This is a genomic window from Xenophilus sp. Marseille-Q4582 (genome assembly GCF_916700565.1).
Classification (GTDB): domain Bacteria; phylum Pseudomonadota; class Gammaproteobacteria; order Burkholderiales; family Burkholderiaceae_C; genus Xenophilus.
In genome coordinates, this window is the sequence record NZ_CAKAKO010000004.1 from 755,707 (window position 1) to 771,015 (window position 15,309).

Annotated in this window: 26 protein-coding genes and 2 tRNA genes; 27 read left to right on the forward strand and 1 reads right to left on the reverse strand. The window is 64.4% G+C overall.

Translation table 11 applies throughout. The features are described from left to right. Positions 1-256: 256 nt before the first annotated feature. The 7 genes from LG388_RS18930 (at position 257) to LG388_RS18960 (ending at position 2,708) form a co-directional block, all read left to right on the forward strand. Positions 257-757, forward strand: coding sequence for a hypothetical protein (locus LG388_RS18930; protein ID WP_225783348.1), 501 nt, complete (start codon positions 257-259; stop codon positions 755-757). Further along, complete coding sequence (locus tag LG388_RS18935) at positions 754-960, forward strand: helix-turn-helix transcriptional regulator (RefSeq protein WP_225783347.1); 207 nt, start codon at positions 754-756, stop codon at positions 958-960. Before LG388_RS18930 ends, LG388_RS18935 begins: the two co-directional genes overlap by 4 nt. Then, positions 957-1,232, forward strand: coding sequence for a hypothetical protein (locus LG388_RS18940; RefSeq protein WP_225783346.1), 276 nt, complete (start codon positions 957-959; stop codon positions 1,230-1,232). Before LG388_RS18935 ends, LG388_RS18940 begins: the two co-directional genes overlap by 4 nt. A 309-nt stretch (positions 1,233-1,541) precedes the next feature. Beyond that, positions 1,542-1,928: a hypothetical protein gene (locus tag LG388_RS18945; RefSeq protein WP_225783345.1), complete on the forward strand. Its 387-nt coding sequence runs from the start codon at positions 1,542-1,544 to the stop codon at positions 1,926-1,928. 225 nt (positions 1,929-2,153) lie between these two features. Next, a tRNA-Met gene (locus LG388_RS18950) sits at positions 2,154-2,231 on the forward strand. A gap of 43 nt (positions 2,232-2,274) precedes the next feature. Next, positions 2,275-2,346 (forward strand) — tRNA-Ala (locus tag LG388_RS18955). Positions 2,347-2,507: 161 nt separating this feature from the next. Then, positions 2,508-2,708, forward strand: a complete 201-nt coding sequence (locus tag LG388_RS18960; RefSeq protein WP_225784236.1) for a hypothetical protein — start codon at positions 2,508-2,510, stop codon at positions 2,706-2,708. Here LG388_RS18960 and LG388_RS18965 read toward each other — a convergent pair whose 3' ends face one another. After that, entirely contained in the window at positions 2,709-3,146 is a 438-nt protein-coding gene (locus LG388_RS18965; protein WP_225784237.1) for a hypothetical protein, read from the reverse strand. Positions 3,147-3,238: 92 nt separating this feature from the next. Between LG388_RS18965 and LG388_RS18970 the strand changes: the two genes are divergently transcribed. The 20 genes from LG388_RS18970 to LG388_RS19065 all read left to right on the forward strand — a co-directional run bounded on the left by LG388_RS18970 (position 3,239) and on the right by LG388_RS19065 (position 15,245). Beyond that, positions 3,239-3,724, forward strand: coding sequence for a terminase (locus LG388_RS18970; RefSeq protein ID WP_225784238.1), 486 nt, complete (start codon positions 3,239-3,241; stop codon positions 3,722-3,724). Next, positions 3,711-4,982 (forward strand): terminase large subunit domain-containing protein, encoded by a 1,272-nt coding sequence (locus LG388_RS18975; RefSeq protein WP_225784239.1) that lies wholly within the window; start codon positions 3,711-3,713, stop codon positions 4,980-4,982. The genes LG388_RS18970 and LG388_RS18975 overlap by 14 nt, the downstream gene beginning before the upstream one ends. Next, a complete protein-coding gene (locus LG388_RS18980) occupies positions 4,983-6,365 on the forward strand; it encodes a DUF4055 domain-containing protein (protein ID WP_225784240.1) in 1,383 nt (460 codons plus the stop codon). It begins immediately after the preceding gene. Next, on the forward strand, positions 6,362-7,471 hold the full coding sequence (locus LG388_RS18985) for a phage minor head protein (protein ID WP_225784241.1): 1,110 nt from the start codon (positions 6,362-6,364) through the stop codon (positions 7,469-7,471). Before LG388_RS18980 ends, LG388_RS18985 begins: the two co-directional genes overlap by 4 nt. Before the next feature lie 127 nt (positions 7,472-7,598). Continuing rightward, positions 7,599-7,787, forward strand: coding sequence for a hypothetical protein (locus LG388_RS18990; RefSeq protein WP_225784242.1), 189 nt, complete (start codon positions 7,599-7,601; stop codon positions 7,785-7,787). Positions 7,788-7,925: 138 nt separating this feature from the next. Then, a complete protein-coding gene (locus LG388_RS18995) occupies positions 7,926-8,678 on the forward strand; it encodes a DUF6651 domain-containing protein (protein WP_225784243.1) in 753 nt (250 codons plus the stop codon). A gap of 11 nt (positions 8,679-8,689) precedes the next feature. Continuing rightward, on the forward strand, positions 8,690-9,649 hold the full coding sequence (locus LG388_RS19000; protein WP_225784244.1) for a major capsid protein: 960 nt from the start codon (positions 8,690-8,692) through the stop codon (positions 9,647-9,649). After that, positions 9,649-10,173, forward strand: coding sequence for a class I SAM-dependent methyltransferase (locus tag LG388_RS19005; protein ID WP_225784245.1), 525 nt, complete (start codon positions 9,649-9,651; stop codon positions 10,171-10,173). The genes LG388_RS19000 and LG388_RS19005 overlap by 1 nt, the downstream gene beginning before the upstream one ends. Continuing rightward, positions 10,170-10,754: a hypothetical protein gene (locus LG388_RS19010; RefSeq protein ID WP_225784246.1), complete on the forward strand. Its 585-nt coding sequence runs from the start codon at positions 10,170-10,172 to the stop codon at positions 10,752-10,754. Before LG388_RS19005 ends, LG388_RS19010 begins: the two co-directional genes overlap by 4 nt. Continuing rightward, positions 10,736-11,530, forward strand: a complete 795-nt coding sequence (locus LG388_RS19015) for a hypothetical protein (protein WP_225784247.1) — start codon at positions 10,736-10,738, stop codon at positions 11,528-11,530. The genes LG388_RS19010 and LG388_RS19015 overlap by 19 nt, the downstream gene beginning before the upstream one ends. Further along, on the forward strand, positions 11,527-11,697 hold the full coding sequence (locus LG388_RS19020; RefSeq protein WP_225784248.1) for a hypothetical protein: 171 nt from the start codon (positions 11,527-11,529) through the stop codon (positions 11,695-11,697). Before LG388_RS19015 ends, LG388_RS19020 begins: the two co-directional genes overlap by 4 nt. Position 11,698: 1 nt before the next feature. Continuing rightward, a complete protein-coding gene (locus LG388_RS19025; RefSeq protein WP_225784249.1) occupies positions 11,699-12,121 on the forward strand; it encodes a DnaT-like ssDNA-binding protein in 423 nt (140 codons plus the stop codon). Then, positions 12,118-12,312, forward strand: coding sequence for a hypothetical protein (locus tag LG388_RS19030; protein WP_225784250.1), 195 nt, complete (start codon positions 12,118-12,120; stop codon positions 12,310-12,312). The genes LG388_RS19025 and LG388_RS19030 overlap by 4 nt, the downstream gene beginning before the upstream one ends. Further along, positions 12,309-12,545 carry a hypothetical protein gene (locus LG388_RS19035; RefSeq protein ID WP_225784251.1) on the forward strand — a complete coding sequence of 79 codons (237 nt, stop codon included), beginning with the start codon at positions 12,309-12,311 and terminating at the stop codon, positions 12,543-12,545. Before LG388_RS19030 ends, LG388_RS19035 begins: the two co-directional genes overlap by 4 nt. Continuing rightward, positions 12,542-12,904, forward strand: coding sequence for a hypothetical protein (locus LG388_RS19040; protein WP_225784252.1), 363 nt, complete (start codon positions 12,542-12,544; stop codon positions 12,902-12,904). Before LG388_RS19035 ends, LG388_RS19040 begins: the two co-directional genes overlap by 4 nt. Then, a complete protein-coding gene (locus tag LG388_RS19045; RefSeq protein WP_225784253.1) occupies positions 12,904-13,299 on the forward strand; it encodes an HK97 gp10 family phage protein in 396 nt (131 codons plus the stop codon). The genes LG388_RS19040 and LG388_RS19045 overlap by 1 nt, the downstream gene beginning before the upstream one ends. Continuing rightward, a complete protein-coding gene (locus tag LG388_RS19050; RefSeq protein WP_225784254.1) occupies positions 13,296-13,700 on the forward strand; it encodes a phage tail terminator-like protein in 405 nt (134 codons plus the stop codon). Before LG388_RS19045 ends, LG388_RS19050 begins: the two co-directional genes overlap by 4 nt. Positions 13,701-13,788: 88 nt before the next feature. Then, positions 13,789-14,436, forward strand: a complete 648-nt coding sequence (locus LG388_RS19055) for a phage tail protein (protein WP_225784255.1) — start codon at positions 13,789-13,791, stop codon at positions 14,434-14,436. Between the two features lie 102 nt (positions 14,437-14,538). Then, positions 14,539-14,934, forward strand: a complete 396-nt coding sequence (locus LG388_RS19060; protein WP_225784256.1) for a phage tail assembly chaperone — start codon at positions 14,539-14,541, stop codon at positions 14,932-14,934. 5 nt (positions 14,935-14,939) lie between these two features. Beyond that, complete coding sequence (locus LG388_RS19065; RefSeq protein ID WP_225784257.1) at positions 14,940-15,245, forward strand: DUF1799 domain-containing protein; 306 nt, start codon at positions 14,940-14,942, stop codon at positions 15,243-15,245. Positions 15,246-15,309 lie beyond the last annotated feature (64 nt).

Consider the following 15,309-nt stretch of genomic DNA (forward strand, 5'->3'; position numbering starts at 1 on the left):
ATCTAGCTGTTGTCCGATGGACTCGTGCGGCTCCCGAGCACCACGGGAAGATCGTCCGATGCGTGTGGTCACATGACGGATGGTGGGAAGTGTCGCCCGAGCTGCCCATGGCTGGGCGCCCAGGCGTCGTCTGGAGCATGGTCCATGACAGCGTGCTTCGACCCCTCCGCGACCCCGGTGACGACGCCGTGGACGAAACCCTCGCCTGGAAGCCCGTCCCGCTGCCCGCCATCCAGCCCGAGCTTCTGGAGCGCGCATGAGAGTCAAGACGCTCCAAACGATGACCAGCCTGCGCAACCGCTGCATTGAAGAGGGCGAGTGCTGGCTGTGGCAGGGCTACTTCGGCAACGGAGTGCCGGCAGTGAGCCACGGCGGCAAGATGATGCCGGTCCGCGCGGTGATGGTGGACCTGCTGGGCATCCGAGTCGAGCGAGCGCGGTACTTCGCCCCGAAGTGCGGCTGCGCGGATTGCGTGAATCCCGAACACATCGGCCAGTACACCCAGGCCCAGCACATGGCCAAGATGGGCCGGAAGGTCGACTCCAAGGGTCCGGGACGCCGCCTCAAGCTGACGCAACACGCTCGGGCGACGAAAGCCAAGATCACCATCGAGATCGCCCGCGAGATTCGCCTGTCGCCGGAGCCCGGGCCCGTCCTGGCCGAGCGCTACGGCATCACCCGCAGCGTGGTCGGGCGCATCCGGCGCGGCGAGGCATGGGCCGACACCCAGAACCCATTCTGGAGGCTGGCAGCGTGATCGACCGCAACAACATCAGCCAGGTACTGCGCCAGCACGTGCAGCAGAAGTACGGCACCCAGAAGGAGGCCGCCAAGGCGCTGGGCATCGACCCATCAACCCTTTGCCAGTCGCTCAACGGCCATCCGCACCCGTCGCCAATCCTGCTGGCGGATGCGGGGCTCGTGGCGCGGGTGGTTTATGAGCAAAGGAGTGCGGGATGACGATGCGAGAGGAGTTCGAGCAGTGGATGTCTGATGAAGGCCAGTGGCCGGCAGCGGTCGAGAAGACCGGCGCTGAGTACAAGCTGTCGACGGCCGCAACGGGCTGGACCGTCTGGCAAGCCGCCTACGCCGCAGGGCAGAGGGCTGAGCGGGAGGCGTGTGCTGTTACTGCGTGGAATACAGGCATGGATCTGCATATGAAGCAGAGCGACGCACGCGAGATTGGCTCGCTGTGCGCCGCCGCCATCCGCAACCGCAAGGAGCAGGGGTGACAACAGACCAAGAGATCCAGGCGCTCCGAGAAGAGATCGCAAAGCTCCGCGAGCGAGTGGCATGCCTTGAGGGCGGCAGAACCTACATCCCGCCCTATTTCGTCGGCACGCCGAGGGTTGGCACGCCCGGGCCAGTAGAGCCGATGACAGCGCCCAATCCATGGCAGCCGCCATACCGCATCACATGCGGAGGCGAGCGGGGCTGATCTGACGCGATTCCCGATGCGATCCCCCGCCCCTAAGTCCCCGTCACCAAACAAATAAAGCCCATTCGCGAATAGCGAACTGAGTAGATTTCAAGGAGCCCAGATGCTGATGAAAGTGAAAGCCGTCGATTTCCACGCCGTGGAGCCTCACCAGCGTGAGATGGACCGGCGCCTTGCCAACTGGGCGGCATGGTGCAACGGCCGGAGCTGGGGAGGCGCGTCTGTGTCGCCGATGTTCCGCCTCGTCCCACCGCCGCCGCGTGTACGTGGGGACGTGTCACTCGTGGCCGATGTGGTGGATGGGGCCGATGCCGCCAAGATCGCCAAGGGAGTTCAAGCCCTGCCGGAGAAACATCGCAAAGCCATTCACTGGTCATACGTCCGGCCGACTGCGCCGGCCAAGGCTTGCCGTGAGCTGGGGTTGTCCATGGAAGGGCTGGCCCGGCACGTCCGAGACGCCCGGCAGATGCTCATCAATCGGGCTGTATGAAAACCCCTTGAGAACCCGAAAAACTTGTGATACAAACGGGAGGACTTGTGAGCTGTCGAGCACTAAGGCAAGAGCATCCAGAAACGGAGGCGCCGGTGTCGGTAGAAATCGCAGGTTGCGAGCCCCGTACATGGGTGTGAGCAGGAGCCGCAATCCTCAACTGCGGTGACGGGCGCAGAAAATTAGCGAGGCGCCGAGTGGCTCCCGTAAGGGGCCGAGATCAACAGCGGTGTAGCTCAGCCTGGTCAGAGCGTTGGGTTCATACCCCAAAGGGCGCGGGATCGAAGCCTGCCACCGCAACCACACACAGCCCGCCAGGTGAAAGCCTCGGCGGGTTTTCGCATTTGGGCTGCGCGCAGGAGCGCAGGATCGCTTTGCAAGCCTTCCGTGCTGGGTTCGATTCCCAGGTGGTCCACCATTTGCCGCGCCCTGGGCGCATCCCGCAACCGCATCCACAGGATGGCCGGCCCACGGGCGCGGCGATCCGAAGGAATGAGCCATGACGACCAAGTGCGAGCAGGACGCCGTGAAGCTGGCGCAGCTGATTGCCATCGCCCCGCGTGAAGGCTGGGACTTGTGATGCTGTTCGCTCTCGGAGTCGTCATCCTGCTGGTGACGCACGGCATCGGCGCCGTCTACATCCTGCGCAACCGCCGCTCCATCGCCGCGCACGAGCGCCGCGTGGGGCCTGCCATGTACGCGCTGGGCGCCGGCTATCTCATCGGCGCCGGCTGTGTGCTGGCGAGCATCCTGACGTTCGCAGCCCGCTGGCTGCCCTGATCATGGCGCCCATCGTCGTCGGGCGATCCTGATGAAGGCTGAGACGGGTATCCCGCGCGCTGCATCCTTGTGCACGACCAGCTTTGCGAAGTCGGCCTCCCAGATGCCAATCACCTCGTAACCGGCATCCACCAGTACCAGCAGCACAGCCTCGGATGGGTAGACGCTCCCGAGCTTGCCGATTCGCTCGCCAGCGTAGCCCCTGCCAAGGACCCGGCGGGACTTGATTTGAAGTGATCGCCGCCCGCTTGGCGTTTCCTCGTAGGCATCGACCCCTGGGCATCGTGGCGGCGCAAGTTCAAGGCCCAGCAGCAAGGCGGCTTGCAGTTCCGCAAGTTCTCCGGTGACTCCAAGCGCACGGCCAAACCGCTCTTGGTAGCTGACGGCCGCAGTCTTGATCGAGCGCACCAGGTCTTGAATCTCGGGTGTGGAGTGCATGTCTGTACCAGTGTAGGGCTCGCCCAGTGGGTCGGCGGTGTCCCCAGCCCGAGAGGGTGAAGCCGATGGGGTCGAATCAATGAGGGCCTGACATGACCAAGAAGGCGGCGGCCAAGCCGGCAGCACGCCTGGGCAGGCCAAGCAAATACAAGCCGGAGTTCGTCAAGGTGGCGAAGGGCATGGCGATGCTGGGGGCGACTGATGCCGAGATGGCGGTGGCGTTCGATGTGTCTGAGCAGACCCTGAACACCTGGAAGAAGGAGCATCCGGACTTTCTTGAGTCCCTAAACGCCGGGAAGCTGTTTGCTGACGGTGTCGTGGCAGAGAGGCTGTTCCAGCGGGCTACCGGGTATGAGCATCCTGAGGACGACATCCGAGCCTTGAACGGCGAGATCGTCATCACCCCGACCATCAAGCACTATCCGCCCGACACGACGGCCGCCATCTTCTGGCTGAAGAACCGAAGGCCTGCCCAGTGGCGCGATAAGCCAGAGACGAGCGAAGGGGACGAGGTGCCGCCCCCGGTCACGGTGACGGTCGAGGTGAAGGACGCTCGGAAGCCGGATGCCGAGCCTTAATGTTCCGCAGTCCCAGTTCCTTGCGTTGCCCCACAAGTTCCGGGCGTTCGTCGCGGGCTTCGGGAGCGGGAAGACATGGGTTGGCGGGGCCGGCCAGTGCAAGCACTTCTGGGAACACCCAAGGGCGCATCTTGGCTACTTTGCGCCCACGTATGCGCAGATTCGGGACATCTACTACCCCACCATTGAGGAGGTTGCGAGCGACTGGGGGTTGAGGGCCGAGGTCAACCAGTCCAACCACGAGATCCACGTCTATAGCGGGCGGGTCTACCGGGGCACGATCATCTGCCGGTCGCTGGAAAAGCCAGAGACGATCATCGGCTTCAAGATCGCGCGCGGGCTCATGGACGAGCTGGACGTGATGAAGCTGCCCAAGGCCGAGTTGGCCTGGCGCAAGGCGATCGCGCGGCTGCGGTTGAAGTTCAACGGCCTGAATGGCCTGGACGTGACGACCACGCCCGAAGGCTTCAAGTTCGTCTATCAGCAGTGGGTGAAGGCGATCCGGGAGAAACCGGAGCTGGCGGCGATGTACGGAATGGTCCAGGCCAGCACGTACGACAACGAGCTGAATCTGCCTGACGACTACATCCAGTCGCTGTTGGCCAGCTACCCGCCGCAGCTGATTGCGGCATACCTGCGCGGACAGTTCGTCAACCTGGCCAGTGGGAGCGTCTATCCGAACTTCGATCGGATGCTGAACCACACCGATGAGACGATCCGGGAAGGAGAGGCGCTTCACATCGGCATGGACTTCAACGTCCTGAACATGACGGCGGCCGTAAGCGTGATCCGTGACGGCTTGCCGAGGACATTGGAAGAGCTGACCAAGGTGCGTGATACGCCGACGATGGCGCGCATGCTCAAGGAGCGCTACGAGGCCAAGGGCCACCCCATCGTGATCTACCCCGACGCGAGCGGCGGGAACACGAGCAGCAAGAACGCCAGCGAGTCAGACCTGACGATCCTCAAGGAGGCGGGGTTCACGATCAGCGTGGATGCGGCCAACCCAGCGGTGAAAGACCGCATCAATGCCGTGGACGCAATGACGCTGAACGCGGCAGGCGAGCGGCGCTGGAAGATCAATACGGACGCCTGCCCGGCCCTGACAGAGGCGCAGGAGCAGCAGGCATGGGCCCCCAACGGGGAGCCTGACAAGACAACGGGCCATGACCACCCGAACGATGCAGTGGGCTACTTCCTCGTGAAGCGATGGCCCATCGTGAAACGCGTGGCGCAGGCTCAAACCTTCCGCATGTAAATGACCAACATCGCAGTCAATCAAAGATCGCCTGAAGTGGAGGCGATGGCCGTCCACTGGCCGATCATCGACGCGCTGATGGGCGGGACTGCGGCCATGCGCAGGGCGGCAGAGGCGTACCTGCCCCAGCAGCCACGCGAGGATGATGAGGACTATCGCTACCGGCTGAAGACGGCGACCCTGTTCCCGGCGTTCTCTCGCACCGTTGGGGTGATGGCGGGCAAGCCCTTCTCGAAGCAGGTGACGCTGAGCGAGGACACACCGCCGCGAATCGTCGAGCTGTCAGAGAACGTGGATGGCGAGGGTCGGAGCTTGCATGTGTTCGCTGCGGATCTGATGGCTGAGGCAGTGTCGGCCGGGTTCGGTGGCATTCTGGTGGACTTCACGAGAACCGAGGGCCAAGCCCGGACGGTGGCCGAAGAGCGCGCCATGGGTGCGCGGCCTTACTGGGTGCACATCAAGCACGGCCAGATCCTGGGGTGGCGCACGCACAAGGTGGCGGGCATCGTGCAGCTGGCCCAGCTTCGCATCGCCGAGTCTGCTGAGGTGCCTGATGGCGAATTCGGCTCCAAGATCGTCAACCGGGTGCGGGTGCTGGAGCCGGGCATCTGGAAGTTATACGAAGACGGCACGGCCGGGTACAGGCTCATAGAAGAGGGTACGACCACGCTGAAGGTCATCCCGTTCGTGCCGATCTACGGCAAGCGCCTGGGCTTCATGCGCGGACATCCGCCGCTGCTTGACCTGGCGCACCAGAACGTCAAGCACTGGCAGGACCAGAGCGACCAGGACGACTCGGCCCGGTTCGCCCGCAAGCGGCTGTTGGTTTTCATTGGGCTGGACGACAACAACAGCCTCACGGCGTCGTCGTCGCAGGCGATCCTTCTGCCGCAGAATGGCGACGCCAAGGTCATTCAGGGCTCTGCCGAGTCCGTCACGGTCGGCCGCACCGAGTTGGAGGCGCTGGAAGCCCAGATGATCCAGACGGGCGCTGAGTTGCTGGTGAGCCAGCCGGGCCAACGCACCGCCACCGAAGCATCGAACGACGCCGAGGCGAACAAGAGCGAGTTGCAGCGGATCGTGGAGACCTTTGAGGACTCGCTGGACCAGGCGCTGCAGTTCACGGCCGACTGGCTGGGCCTGCCTGACGGCGGCTCTGCGTCGCTGTTTAAGGACTTCGCTGCAGGCAGTCTGAGTGAGGCGACCGCGCAGTTGTTGGCCACCATGCAGGGCCAGGGCATCATCACCAAGGCGACGGTCATCCGCGAGCAGCAGCGGCGCGGGATCCTGTCGCCGGACATCGAGCCTGAGCAGGAGCTGGAGGCGGTTGCCGAAGAGGGCCCGCCGCTCGGCTCTATGGGGGGTGAAGGCGGGGGCGAATGACGCCCGAAGAGATCTCGGACGCGAAGGCGATCCTGTCGGGTGTGATCCTGCACGCGGTCAACCTGCAGAAATACAGTAACGGGCAGGTCCGTCGGATCCTGTCGATCCTGAACCGAGCCGACGCCGACATCTTCGCGGAGCTGCAGCGGGTGCTGGACAACATGCCCAGCGGAACGGCGACGAGCGAATACCTGTTCGACATGCTGGCCAGCGTGCGCAGGCTCAACGCGCAGGCCTATTCGCAGATCGAGGGCGAGCTGACATCGAATCTGCGCGGGCTGGCAGAGGCCGAGGCGACGTTTCAGTTCAATCTGTACCAGGGCCACGCACCTGCTGGCGTGACGCTGGCTGGCGTGACGGCTGAGCAAGCCTGGGCGGCGGCGTACAGCAGGCCTTTCGCCGGCAAGCTGCTGAGGGAGTCGATTGCAGAGCTTGGCGAGACCCGAGCCCGGCGCATCCGTGACGCGGTGCGAATGGGGTACTTGGAGGGCCGGACGACCAGCCAGATCGTGCGCGACATTCGCGGCACGCGGGCGAAGGGGTACGTTGAAGGGTTCCTCGAAATCGACCGTCGCCATCTTGAGACGATGGTGCGCACTGCGGTGCAGCACACGGCCGGGGGCGTGCGCGACCGTTTTATGGAGGAAAACGCCGACGTGCTTGAGTCCCAGCTGTTCGTGGCGACGCTGGATGGGCGCACGAGCCCGCCGTGCATCGCGCGGTCGGGCAAGCGCTACACGGTGGGTGAGCGCCCCAAGCCTATCGGGCACGCGGTTCCGTGGTGCACGCAGTTCGGCTGCGGTCCGGGGCGGCTGCACTACAACTGCCGGTCGACTGCGGTCGGGCTGCTGCCTGGCCAGACGAAGCTGTACGGCACGCGGGCATCTGCGAATGGGCCGGTGGACGCCAACATGACCTACGGGGCATGGCTCAAGGGGCAGCCGGTCGCTGTGCAGGATCAGGTGTTGGGTGAGAAGAGGGCGGCGCTGTTCCGCTCGGGCGGCTTGGCCATCGACAAGTTTTTCAACGACAAGGGGCAGTACTTGTCCCTGGACCAGTTGCGGGAGCGGGATGCGGCGGCGTTCAAGAGGGCCGGCGTAAACTGAGGGGATGGCCCTTGAGCTTGTCCCTCCAACCCCGCCAGACGCCAAGCAGGCCCTGGTCGTGCGCGTCAAAGCGCTGACCAGGCCGGACGGCATTATTCAATGCCCCCGCTGTGGGGGGCGAACCATCATGACCGCCGTCAACGGCGCATCGCTCAAAGGCGGTAAGCGCACAGGCGGCACGACAGTGGTGAAGGACGCATGCGCCGACTGCTGGAAGAAAGGGCTGGTGACGCCGATGCTGCCTGACCCGCCTAAGCTGGTGAAAGACCCATTGCCACCGAAGCCCCGGCGCACGAAGCCGAAGATCGTGAAATAGATTCCGGTCGCAAGACCAACCCAACAGCCGCCACGGAGCAATCCCTGGCGGTTTTTTCATGCCCGGATCGCGGATGCGAGAGGGTGTTTTCGGGCCGGATGGCCTAACCACTGCAGGGCGGATGCCCGACAACTACCCATGAAACTGAAACTCGACGCCGATGGACATGCGGTCTTGCAGGATGGCAAGCCGGTCTACACGAGGGAAGACGGAAGCGAGGTCGCTTTCGATGTGCTGGGGACCACCCAGACCATCACGCGGCTGAACGCGGAGGCAAAAGGGCACCGGGAACGGGCCGAGAAAGCCGAAGGCGCGCTGAAGCTCTTCGAAGGCATCGAAGACCCCAAAAAGGCGCTTGAAGCGCTGGGCATCGTCGCCAACCTCGACGCAAAGAAGCTGGTGGATGCCGGCGAGATCGAGAAGGTGAAGGGCGAGATCAGCAAGGCCTTCCAGAGCCAGCTGGACACCGCTAACACGAAGGCCCAGCAGCTGGAAGCGCAGCTGTACGCCGAGAAGGTCGGCGGCGCGTTCGCCCGCTCGAAGGTGATCGCTGAGAAGCTGGCCATCCCGCCCGACATGGTGGAAGCCCGCTTCGGTAAGGCGTTCACCATCGAGGAAGGGCGCATCGTGGCCAAGGACGCGAACGGCAACAAGCTGTACTCCCAATCGAACCCGGGCGAGCTGGCCGGCTTCGATGAAGCGCTGGAAATGCTGGTGGGCCAGTACCCCTACAAGGACCAGATCCTCAAGGGCACGGGCGCATCTGGCGGTGGAGCGGGTGGAAATGGTGGCGGCGGTGGCAAAGGCAATCCGCAGGGCAAATGGAACGGCACGCCGGAAGAACGGACTGCCGCCGTGAAGGCCCGATTCCCCAATCTCGAAACTTCCTGAGGTAACACATCATGGCACTTGCCAACATGAAGGTCTTCAACGAGGCCGTCCAAGAATCGACCATCGAAACCCTGGCGCAGATGGTCCAGGCGTTCAACGCTGCATCGCGCGGCACCCTCGTGCTCACCGCCGAGGGCTTCCAGGGCGACTATCGCCAGCGCGCCTACTGGGCATCGCTGGCTTCGGCCCGCCGCCGCGTGGACCGCTACGCCACCAACGGCACGGCGAGCCCGACCGCGCTGGCCCAACTGCAAGAGAACGGCGTCAAGATCGCTGGCGGCTTCGGCCCCGTGCTCTGGGAGCCTGGTCAACTGACCTGGGTGGAGAAGAACCCCGCCGAGGCTGTGGCCGTCATCTCGCAGGCCCTGGCCGAAGGCATGCTGCAGGACCAACTGAACACCGCGATTGCCGCTCTGGTGGCCGCGCTTCAGGTGAACGCCGACAGCTACTTCGACACCGGCACCGGCCCGCTGACCTACCGTGATCTGAACTCGGCCCACGCCAAGTTCGGCGACATGTCGAACACCATCCTGGCGAACGTCATGGACGGCACGTCCTACCACAACCTGATCGACAACAACCTGGCGAACGGCAGCAACCTGTTCCAGTCCACGGGCGTGACGGTGGTGGACATCCTGGGCAAGGCCGTGATCGTGACCGACGCTCCGGCACTGCGCCAGACCGGCACCGGTGCCAACCAGTTCGCGCTGGGCCTGGCCGCGGGCGCTGCGACGGTGTTCGATGGCTCGGACCTGATCACCAACGTGGAGCAATCGAACGGCAAGAACCGGATCGAGACCACGTTCCAGGCCGACTACACCTTCGGCCTGGCGCTGAAGGGCTACACCTGGGACACCGCCACCGGCGGCAAGTCGCCCACGGACATCGAAATCGCCACCGGGTCCAACTGGGACCGCGTTGCGACTTCGGTGAAGCACACCGCTGGCGTCCTGGCCATCGCCAACGCCTGATGGGAACGACGGCCGCCGACTTCTGGCGGCACAACACCGATCTTCGGGACATCACCCCACGAGGGGAGCGGTTCCCGGAGGTTGGTCTTTTCGATGTGCTGCGCTCTGCCTGCCAGGGCGTGGTCTTCGACTTCGGGTGCGGCGATGGGCGTCTGTCGCCGGCATTCGATCCTGATCGGTATTTCGGCTTCGACATTAACGCGACCGCCTTGAAGGTGGCGAGGGTGACGAACCCAAAGCATCGGTACGTGACGCAGTGGCTGCCCGCCGATACGTGGCTGGCGTGGACGGTCCTCTTGCACGTCCCCGACGACGAACTGCCTGCCGTGCTGGATGGCGCGAATCGCTACTCGCGCATCGTCGTCGGCGAAGTGATGGGGCGCCGATGGAGGCGCGAAGGAGAGCCGCCTGTGTTCAATCGTGAGCCGGAAGAGTACGAGGCGATGTTCGAGCGGCCTGTGATGCGGATGCAGGTTCCATATCCGCGTTACGGCTGCGATCTGACGGTGCTGGTGTTCGATTGATCAAGGCATGCGTCCTGCGCTCGGGAGGGGAGTTCAAGCCCGAGCATGTGCAATGGCTGGCCCGGCAGGTTCCGGGGCTTGTGTGCCTATCGGATGTGCTTGTTGAGGGGGTGCCGACGATCCCGCTGGTGTACGACTGGCCGGGCTGGTGGGCGAAGCTGGAAATGTGCGGCCCATCGCTTCAGGGCGACGTGCTCATGATGGACCTCGATACGGTCGTCCTGCGAGCGCCCGACGAACCGGATGGGACGACGGTGCTGCGGGACTTCACCCAACCCGATCTGATGGGCTCGGGCTTCATGTACGTGACTGCCGCTGACCGTGAGAGGGTATGGGAGGCGTTCACGGCGAACCCGCAGGCCCACATGGCGCGCTGCACGAAGTGGCCGAGCTGGGGCGATCAAGGCTTTTTGCAGGACCACATTGGACGCGCGGCGAAGTGGGGCGACGAAGTGCGCTCCTACAAGGTTCATTGCGGGCGGGGACTTCCCGAAGGGACGGATGTGGTTTGCTTTCATGGGCAGCCTCGGCCATGGGCCGTCAAGCCATCGGGGAAGGACGCATGGATTCCCGCGCTCTGATCCTCAAGCATCCTGGCGCGCGAATCTGCGTGATGGGCGGCGCTCCGAGCCTCGGCATGGACATGGCGAAGGTGCAGGCCGATGTCTTCATCAGCGTCAACGGCCACGGATCGGGCCTGCGTCACGACTACATCGTGGCGATGGATGAGGAGCACGGCACGCTGAAGGTGCCGATGCGCTCGTACCTGCGCTCGATCTCAGGGGCTCCGGTCATCGGCCCGAGGGCATGGAACGACTACGTGCTGACGACTTGGCCAGACTGCCCCAAGACCAGCGTGCTCAGCGGCATGGTGGCCTGCTGGGTGGCCTGGGTGATGGGCGCGAAGGCGGTGATCCTGGCTGGCATGAACGGCTACGACGGATCGCCATCGGGCATGGCGCACTGCGCGCCGATTGTGCGGGACGTGAAGTGCCCGATTCGGGTAATGGGCGGGCCTTTGTCCAAGGTCTGGCCGGTCTATGACCCCAACGAAGATTATGGAGAGTACGAAATGCATCCTTCCATCGACGCAATCAAGGGCGTGGACGGCATGACGCGCATCCGTGCGCTGAAGCCATGCTCGCAAGCTGGCCTGACCCTGGCGAAGGGCGATGAGGCCGAAGTGATGCGGCATCAGGTGGCCCGGCTGCTGCGGCATCGGCTCGTGGAGGAAATCCCGATGCCGAAGGCGGCAACCGCCGAGCCCGCCAGCGAGGTGCAAGAGCCTGCCGCCGAGAGCCAGCCCCAGGACGCCCAGCCCAAGCGCCGGGGCCGCCCGCCGAAGGATCAAGCATGAAGCCGATCAAACCGCCTCGTGTCGCAGTCGTCAAGCCGCCCGAGCCTGCCAAGCCCAAGACTGTGACCATGATCCAAGGCAGCAACCGCGACACCATCGTGGAAGTGCCCGAGGAATCGGTCGAGGCGTTCAAGGCTGTGGGCTGGTCGGTCTACCGGAAGTCGTGACATGGCACTGATCGTCGCACCTGCTGAAGGCTTCGATTCGCTGGTGTCCGTCGTCCAGGCAGACGCCTACTGCGCGGCCATGGGGCACGCCGGCTGGACTGGCACGGACGAGGTCAAGGAAGCGGCGCTGCGCCGCGCCACTCTGTTCCTGCTGACCAACTACAACATCCGCGGCGAGTACCTGTACGTGGTTCACAAGCGCGTGCAGGACGCCTGCTGCGAGGCTGGGTTGCGCGCGCTAACGGGCAGCCTCTTCACGGACGTGGCTGCCGCGGTGGCTACCGAGAAGACGGTCGGCCCTGTCACCGTCAAGTACGCGGAGGCCCTGCGCAACGGCGGGCAGGTGCGTTTCACCATCATCGACAACCTGCTGCGCGGGCTGACCGATGGCGGGTTCGGGCAGATCAGGCTGGTGCGGGCATGAGCTGGGGCCTGTTCCAGAAGCCTGGCACGCGCGAGTTGCACGTCATCCCGCTGGAAGACCTGCGCGAACACGAGTGCGGCAAGGGTTGCTGGTGCCGGCCTGCCGAGGACGACGAAGAGCCCGTAGTGAACCGCCACAACGCGATGGACGGCCGCGAGGCATTCGAGCGTGGCGAAAGGCTGTTGTCATGAGCGGACGAGTTCTTTCTCTGGCCGCGCCAGTGGTCGATATGACCGAGGCGCTGGAGGTCATCGACAGTCTGCGGGCGGCCGTGGAGCGCGGCGAGGTTGTGGCATTCGCCTGCGTGGGCATCGAGCCCGACGACTGCACACGCATGTGGTCCTCGGCAACCCGCCCGACCACGCGGCTGAAGATCATCGGTGCCATGGCGCACATGCTGCATAGCTACGAGGCCGGGGAATGACCTTCTACGCCGAAATGGCCGATGTGGCTGTGGAGATGCTGACGGAGTTCGGCCAGCCTGTGGCGCTGGAGTCGATGAGCGCCGAGGCCTACAACCCCGAAACCGGCGCCGTCGAGCAAACCATGACCCGCTACGAAGGCATGGGCGTTGCCCTGGACTACTCGCAGCGTGACATCGACGGCACTGTGATCAAGCAGGGCGACCGCCGCATCTACATTGCGCCGGACCTGGGGGCTGTGCCCAAGACTGGCGACATGCTGACCCTGGCGGCCGGCACGGTGCTGCAGGTCGTCAGCAGCAAGCCGCTGAGCCCGGCTGGCACCATCGTTCTGCACGAAGTGCAGTGCCGGGGCGTCTGATGGGCTTCGCTGCTGACCTCGAAAAGCTGGTCGAGAAGGCGAAGGGCAACGTCGAGAAGGCGACCCGCATGGTCGTGATCCTGGCTGCGCAGGGCCTCGTGATGAAGTCGGCTGTGGACACCGGCCGCTTCCGCGCGAACTGGCAGTTCGGGGCCGGCAACCTGAATCCAGCGACGACCGATGCCACCGACAAGGGCGGCATGGCGACGCTGTCCCGCCTGCAGGCCGAGATCGGGGCGGCGCCCATCGGCGGCATCCTTTGGGTGAGCAACTCGCTGCCCTACGCCCAGCGGCTGGAGGATGGTTGGTCCAAGCAAGCTCCGGCTGGCATGGTCCGTCTGACTGTTCAAGAGCTGCCCGGCGCCGTGGCCGCATACGTGCGAGGTGAACTGTGAGCATCGTCCTCGTGAGGCGCGCTCTGGAAAAGAGGCTGGCTGCCCTCACGCCAGCGCTGCCGACGGCTTGGGAGAACGCCGCATTTACGCCCGTGACCGGGCAGGCCTGGCAGCGGGCCACGGTGCTGCGCAACACGCCGCTGGGGCTGGACCTGGCAGGCCAGATGACCGAACTGCGCGGCGACTTCCGCATCGGCTTGTTTTATCCCGTTGGTGTCGGGACTGCGACAGCGGAAGCGCGCGCCGAACTGCTGCGCGCCCACTTTGGGCCAGTACAGCGCCTGACCGAAGCCGGCGTCACGGTGCATCTGACATCGCCCGTCTACGTGGGCAGCGCAGTACCGGATGACGGCTGGCTGCACGTCCCCGTCGCCGTGTACTGGCGGGCATTCACCAACTGAACCGGCAAAGACCGGCCCCGCGAACCCGCCTTTGAGGCGGGTTTTTTGTTTCTGCCCCTTGCGGGCGCAATCATTGAAAGGCCCAAAAATGGCTGCACGTCTCCCTGACGGTTCCACCGTCGCAATCGCTACCGCCTACGGTAGCCCCAAGGCGGTCACCGCCGTCACCAACGCCAACCCCGCCGTTGCCACCAGTGCCGCACACGGGCTGGCCAACGGAGCGCTGATCGAGGTCACCTCGGGCTGGCAGCGTGTCAACGACCGAATCGTCCGCGTCGCGAACCAGGCATCCGGCACGTTCGAGCTTGAAGGCATCAACAGCCTTGCCACGCAGTACTACCCCGCTGGCAGCGGCGTGGGCAGCGTCCGCGAGATCACCACGTTCACGCAGATCTCGCAAATTCTGGACTTCACGACCAGCGGCGGCGAGCAGCAGTTCGCCACGTACAGCTTCCTCGAAGAGGACTTCGAGCGTCAGCTGCCGACCGTGACCTCGGCGCAGTCGATCTCCATCGGCATTGCCGACGATCCGTCGCTGCCCGGCTATCAGGCGCTGAAAGCTGCAGGTGAGGCGCGCGCTGTCCGCGCATTGCGCCTGACCCTGCCGGATGGCTCGCTGATCCTCTACAACGGCACGATCAGCTTCAATGAGACGCCGACTCTGACCAAGGGCTCGGTCATGCAGGTGACGGCCACCGTTTCCCTGCAGGGCCGCCCGGTGCGCTACAGCGCCTAACCAGCGTTGCCACAAGCCCCATCCCGTGAAAGCGGGTGGGGCTTTTTCATGCCCGCAGGTCGCTCCTTCGGGTCTTTTCCCTCTGAGTGAAAGCACAACATCATGGCAAAAGTCGTACTCAACAAGCGTCCCGAGACGTTCAATCTGCGCGTAACCGTCCAGCAACTGGACGGCCAGGACGGCACAGTGAATCTGAAGGCGCGCAACCGCACCCGTACGGAGCTGGCGAAGCTCAAGGACGAGTATCTCGCCGAAGTGCAGGCCACCATTGATGCGGCCGGCAATGCTGACGAGCAGAAGGTCACCTGGGCCGAACTTGTGGGCCGCGGCGTCGAGAGTGACGCTGGGTTCGTGATGCGGATCGCAGAAGGTTGGGACCTGGACGACGAGTTCAGCAAGGAAAACGTCATCCGTCTGATCGACGGCTTCGGCGGGGCTGGCAAGAAGATCATCAGCGGCTACGAGGCCGCGATCCACGACGGCCGCTTGGGAAACTGAGGGCGGTGGCGGTCGCCCGCTACGAGAAATTCGATGAGAAGAAGCTCAACGCCTTTGGCCTGCGCATAGAGGACTACGGCCATGAGACCGTAGACCTGTGGCCTGAGAACGAGCAGTCGCTTCGCGTGTTCGACGCGATGCGAACGCAGTGGCGAATGGGCTTCAGCGGGCCGACCGGGTTTGACTATTCCGCGCTGGATGAGGTCTGGAAGCGCACAAAGACTCCCGAAGAAGACCGCGACGAGATTTTCCAAGACCTCCAGGTGATGGAGGCGGCCGCGCTGGATGAGATCCACCGTAAAGACGATTAGCCCGCTAGCCGGGCTGCACACACCGAGCCCCTTGGCATCTGCCAGGGGGCTTGTCATTTGGGCG

What these genes read in the sequence shown, in the direction of transcription:
- LG388_RS18930 (WP_225783348.1), top strand. Translation starts at nt 257, where the DNA reads ATGAGAGTCAAGACGCTCCAAACGATGACCAGCCTGCGCAACCGCTGC.
- LG388_RS18940 (WP_225783346.1), top strand. Translation starts at nt 957, where the DNA reads ATGACGATGCGAGAGGAGTTCGAGCAGTGGATGTCTGATGAAGGCCAG.
- LG388_RS18945 (WP_225783345.1), top strand. Translation starts at nt 1,542, where the DNA reads ATGCTGATGAAAGTGAAAGCCGTCGATTTCCACGCCGTGGAGCCTCAC.
- LG388_RS18960 (WP_225784236.1), top strand. Translation starts at nt 2,508, where the DNA reads ATGCTGTTCGCTCTCGGAGTCGTCATCCTGCTGGTGACGCACGGCATC.
- LG388_RS18965 (WP_225784237.1), bottom strand. Translation starts at nt 3,146, where the DNA reads ATGCACTCCACACCCGAGATTCAAGACCTGGTGCGCTCGATCAAGACT.
- LG388_RS18970 (WP_225784238.1), top strand. Translation starts at nt 3,239, where the DNA reads ATGACCAAGAAGGCGGCGGCCAAGCCGGCAGCACGCCTGGGCAGGCCA.
- LG388_RS18975 (WP_225784239.1), top strand. Translation starts at nt 3,711, where the DNA reads ATGCCGAGCCTTAATGTTCCGCAGTCCCAGTTCCTTGCGTTGCCCCAC.
- LG388_RS18980 (WP_225784240.1), top strand. Translation starts at nt 4,983, where the DNA reads ATGACCAACATCGCAGTCAATCAAAGATCGCCTGAAGTGGAGGCGATG.
- LG388_RS18985 (WP_225784241.1), top strand. Translation starts at nt 6,362, where the DNA reads ATGACGCCCGAAGAGATCTCGGACGCGAAGGCGATCCTGTCGGGTGTG.
- LG388_RS18990 (WP_225784242.1), top strand. Translation starts at nt 7,599, where the DNA reads ATGACCGCCGTCAACGGCGCATCGCTCAAAGGCGGTAAGCGCACAGGC.
- LG388_RS18995 (WP_225784243.1), top strand. Translation starts at nt 7,926, where the DNA reads ATGAAACTGAAACTCGACGCCGATGGACATGCGGTCTTGCAGGATGGC.
- LG388_RS19000 (WP_225784244.1), top strand. Translation starts at nt 8,690, where the DNA reads ATGGCACTTGCCAACATGAAGGTCTTCAACGAGGCCGTCCAAGAATCG.
- LG388_RS19005 (WP_225784245.1), top strand. Translation starts at nt 9,649, where the DNA reads ATGGGAACGACGGCCGCCGACTTCTGGCGGCACAACACCGATCTTCGG.
- LG388_RS19015 (WP_225784247.1), top strand. Translation starts at nt 10,736, where the DNA reads ATGGATTCCCGCGCTCTGATCCTCAAGCATCCTGGCGCGCGAATCTGC.
- LG388_RS19020 (WP_225784248.1), top strand. Translation starts at nt 11,527, where the DNA reads ATGAAGCCGATCAAACCGCCTCGTGTCGCAGTCGTCAAGCCGCCCGAG.
- LG388_RS19025 (WP_225784249.1), top strand. Translation starts at nt 11,699, where the DNA reads ATGGCACTGATCGTCGCACCTGCTGAAGGCTTCGATTCGCTGGTGTCC.
- LG388_RS19030 (WP_225784250.1), top strand. Translation starts at nt 12,118, where the DNA reads ATGAGCTGGGGCCTGTTCCAGAAGCCTGGCACGCGCGAGTTGCACGTC.
- LG388_RS19035 (WP_225784251.1), top strand. Translation starts at nt 12,309, where the DNA reads ATGAGCGGACGAGTTCTTTCTCTGGCCGCGCCAGTGGTCGATATGACC.
- LG388_RS19040 (WP_225784252.1), top strand. Translation starts at nt 12,542, where the DNA reads ATGACCTTCTACGCCGAAATGGCCGATGTGGCTGTGGAGATGCTGACG.
- LG388_RS19045 (WP_225784253.1), top strand. Translation starts at nt 12,904, where the DNA reads ATGGGCTTCGCTGCTGACCTCGAAAAGCTGGTCGAGAAGGCGAAGGGC.
- LG388_RS19055 (WP_225784255.1), top strand. Translation starts at nt 13,789, where the DNA reads ATGGCTGCACGTCTCCCTGACGGTTCCACCGTCGCAATCGCTACCGCC.
- LG388_RS19060 (WP_225784256.1), top strand. Translation starts at nt 14,539, where the DNA reads ATGGCAAAAGTCGTACTCAACAAGCGTCCCGAGACGTTCAATCTGCGC.